The following is a 4,000-nucleotide window of genomic DNA, read 5'->3' on the forward strand; positions in this document are numbered from 1 at the left end:
GATAACTTGCGTAAAATGTATGCGGCCTTACCGGCGGCTAAGGAACGGCAATTCACGGCAAGTGATTTTTCGTATAACGCGGCTGGGGCTTGTCCAACGTGTGGCGGAGTCGGCCAAATCACGATGGACGTGCAGTATTTACCTGACGTGACTGAAGTGTGCCCAACTTGTTTAGGTACCCGCTATCGATCAGACGTGCTTGATGTTAAGTGGCATGACTACACGATTGCTGATTTGTTGGCCTTATCCGTAACGGAAGCCCTAACAGTTTTCCAAGATGAACCGAAAATTTTGAAGACGTTGACCGCCTTATCAGAATTGGGCTTGGACTATTTGACGTTGGGTGAAAGTACGCCTGAACTATCTGGTGGCGAGGCCCAACGTTTGAAGCTGGTCACGCAGATTCATCAGAAGCAGGAAACCAGTCTGTTTATTTTTGATGAGCCATCAGTGGGGTTGCATCCCCTCGATATTGAAAATTTGTTGCACGTGTTCGACTTGCTGTTAAAGCGCGGGGCGACGATTATTACGATTGAACATGACTTGGAGGTCATCGCTAACTCAGATTGGATTGTTGATTTGGGGCCTGGCGGTGGCACACATGGTGGCCAGATTGTGGGCAGTGGCACGCCAACTGATTTAGCAGTCAGTCCTGAGAGTGTGACCGGTCACTATTTGCAGGCGTATTTGGCAAAATATCAGCAAGCCTGACTTTTTTCAGCCCACCTTTACCTGACGGCGTATCATGATGCTTGTAGTTAAAGCAGTCAATGAATAATGAAGGTAACGAGGTGTAAGGAAATGTCATTTTTGCATGAAACATACACGTTAAATAATGGGATTCAGATTCCTAAGGTCGGCTTAGGAACGTGGCAACAAACCAAGCAACAAGCCCACGATTCAGTGGCTGCTGCCCTAAAGGCCGGGTATCTTTACGTTGATACCGCCCAAATGTATCAAAATGAGGATGCGGTTGGCGCAGCAATTGCTGAATCAGGCATTGATCGCGCAACATTGACGATTTCAACGAAAATTGATGCCAGCATTAAGAACTATCAAGATGCGGCCCGCTCAATTGATGAGTCGTTAGCAGCGTTGGGAACTGATTATATTGATTTGCTGTTGATCCACGCCCCACGACCATGGAATCAAATGGCTGTGCCAAACGTGCGCCCAGTAGCCGGCAATAATTACTACGAGGAAAACTTGGCGGTTTGGCGTGCGATGGAAGACGCAGTTAAGGCTGGCAAGGTCAAGAGTATTGGGGTGTCCAACTTTAATAACGAGGACTTGAAGAACATTCTGGATGCGGCCGAAATTAAGCCAGTTGTTAACCAAATTATTTACCACATTGGCATGACGCAAGACGTGAACCAACCGTTTACGGAAGCCAATGGGTTGCTAGTACAAGCGTACAGCCCAATTGGAACGGGTCGTTTGCTCCGCATGCCTGAACTGCAGGAAATTGCGGCACACTATGATCGTTCTGTCGCGCAGTTGGCGATTCGGTATGCGTTGGCCAAAGGGACGTTGCCACTACCAAAGGCTAACCACCCTGAGTATGTGGCGCAAAATGCGGATGTTGATTTTGAGATTACTGCTGCCGATATGGCCGTGCTCGACGCTATTGAGATGCCGTACTAATAATGACAATTTAAAAACCACCTGGTTAGGCGCGTGCGCGAATCAGGTGGTTTTTAGTGCTGACGTATTTTTTAAAAGTGGGTTGCTAGGTTTTGCTTACAAAAAACGTTGTAAAAATCGGACTTTATGTGATATAGTTTTAGATACTAGATGAATAAGTTTTGAAAACGAATCAACTTACAAATATTTAGTAACGAGGGGAAACGAGATGACTAAAGTAAAAATTATTACCGATTCAACAGCACGCTTGACGCCTGAAGAAGTCGCGCAGTACGATATTTCAGTTGTGCCGCTTACCGTGATGATCGACGGCACTGTTTATCACGATGGGGTGTCAATCACGCCAAGTGAATTTATTGAGAAGATGGCCGCATCTAAAAATTTGCCAACGACATCGCAACCTTCGTTGGGGGCGTTTACGGAAGTTTACGAAACAGTACCAGAAGACGTCGAAGTCCTTTCACTACATTTGACGCACCATTTGTCTGGGACAGTTCAGGCGGCTGAACAAGCAGCACGCTTGGTGCCCCATGACATTGTAGTCTGCGATTCTAACTACATCGACCGGGCTTTGGCCGCGCAAGTTTTGGTAGCCGGCCGGATGGCCCAGGCTGGGGCATCGCGTGATGAGATTTTGGCCGAATTACAACGTGTTGAGGATAATACTGAATTGTATTTGACGGTGACGACACTGAAGAATTTAGTCGCTGGAGGGCGCTTGTCGAAGGCGTCTGGGCTAATTGGCACATTGCTGGATATTAAGCTGGGCGCTCACGTACCATTGGGGAAAATTACGATGGAAGTCAAGGGCCGCGGTAAGAAAACGATTAAGGGATATCAAGATTTGATTTTCGAGCGGATGCACGCCGAGCCGAACGGCATTGCAGTGATTGGTATTTCACACGCGGATGCAGCTGAAGAGGCCGAGCAATTAGCTGCCCGGGCACGTGATGAATTCCCAGAGGCGATTGTTGATATTGCAGAAACGACGCCAATCGAATCAACCCATGCTGGTCCAGGTGCGATGGGAATTTCATATCTAAAAAATTACGCATAATAACAAACGAGGAGAACTGGTTATAAACAGTTCTCTTTTTTTTGCGCGTATTGCTGGGGAGAATATTCAAAAAGGTTGCCTAAAATAACCAAAACGGGTGCGATACGGCAGTAGAATTAAGGGTAGGATATCAAGCAGCCCATACACGGGGAACCTTTTTAACGCCGTGATGGCAGCAAACGACCTATGATTAGTGTCTCGGAGGGGGTGTGACACGTGCCAGATGATGAATTAGACCGCAAAATTTATGAACTGTATGGCATTAATGAACAGGCTGCCCCGCAACCTGAGCCACGGAAACGGCGGGGATGGCGCAAGATTGTTTATACGGCCATTATTTTGTTGCTGGTGTTTGGGTCGCTTGGTAGTAGTATCGAACCTATCATGAACGCGATTAATTATCAGTCGCGTCGCCGTCAGTTAAATGACGTGACCATTACGCAGGCCGACCGGGAAAATCAACAATTACGGCAGGCCGGTAAATTTGGACCAACAAGCGATAGTTATGGCATGTATGTTGGCCACAATGATGAGCTAACCGTCGCGATCATGACCAGTGATTTTCAAACGACGACCCCAAATGTTGAAAAGGCGTTGCACGGTGCAATTAAGTTTTGGCGCCAACAATCTGATCAGCAAATTCATATTAAATTAGTCCCCGTGACGCAGAATGCGGATGTGATTGTTCGTGCCGGTGAGATGGGGGACGAAGGGACGGATTCAGGAACCCATGCACTGGCATGGATGAATTCACAGTCGGGTAAGTTGCGCGTGTCAGGTGATATCTTGACGCTGTCCAATCAGAATACATTAACTAAAACACTGGCGCATGAATTAGGGCATGCACTTGGCCTGGGTCACAGCATGAACGGGCATAATATTATGAGCGCGATTCTGTCTCCGCAGGCGGATGAGGTGACGCATAAACAATTGCAACACATTACCGACTATCAACAGTTGTCGGACACTCGCCAATAAGACAGGGCTAATTATGTGCTAGAATAGGGTCAAAATACGGATGAGGTGACATGTGATGGATGAAGCATTAGCAAACGATATCAAGCGATTTATTTTAGCGCAAGACGAGGCCAATAGTTTTCAAACGGCAGTAGATGAATTAACGGCGGGTAAAAAGGACTCACACTGGATGTGGTGGGTGTTCCCACAATTACGGGCCTTGGGAACCAGCGAACGCGCGGTTTACTATGGGCTGGCTGATGCTGATGAAGCACGGGCATACTTGGCAAACGATACGCTGCAAGAGCGTTTGCTCAAGGTGACCAATATTGTGTTGGGTCT

4 protein-coding genes and 1 pseudogene are annotated in these 4,000 nt (G+C 47.4%); all 5 read left to right on the plus strand.

Annotated elements, in window-relative coordinates; translation table 11 throughout:
• Nucleotides 1–711 (plus strand): annotated as a pseudogene (locus tag WEIDD23_RS05860) (excinuclease ABC subunit UvrA); the annotation flags it as partial.
• A 90-nt stretch (nucleotides 712–801) separates the two neighbouring features.
• The gene (locus WEIDD23_RS05865) at nucleotides 802–1,644 is read left to right on the plus strand and encodes an aldo/keto reductase (RefSeq protein ID WP_010371298.1); all 843 of its coding nucleotides are present in this window, start codon (nucleotides 802–804) and stop codon (nucleotides 1,642–1,644) included.
• Nucleotides 1,645–1,852: 208 nt separating this feature from the next.
• Nucleotides 1,853–2,701 carry a DegV family protein gene (locus tag WEIDD23_RS05870; protein WP_010371294.1) on the plus strand — a complete coding sequence of 283 codons (849 nt, stop codon included), beginning with the start codon at nucleotides 1,853–1,855 and terminating at the stop codon, nucleotides 2,699–2,701.
• Between the two features lie 216 nt (nucleotides 2,702–2,917).
• Nucleotides 2,918–3,679, plus strand: coding sequence for a matrixin family metalloprotease (locus WEIDD23_RS05875; protein WP_062358835.1), 762 nt, complete (start codon nucleotides 2,918–2,920; stop codon nucleotides 3,677–3,679).
• Between the two features lie 55 nt (nucleotides 3,680–3,734).
• Nucleotides 3,735–4,000: DUF1810 family protein (locus WEIDD23_RS12725; protein ID WP_156469585.1), on the plus strand; the 266-nt coding region annotated here is incomplete at its 3' end.

This window comes from Weissella sp. DD23, assembly GCF_001579105.1.
GTDB lineage: Bacteria > Bacillota > Bacilli > Lactobacillales > Lactobacillaceae > Weissella > Weissella cibaria.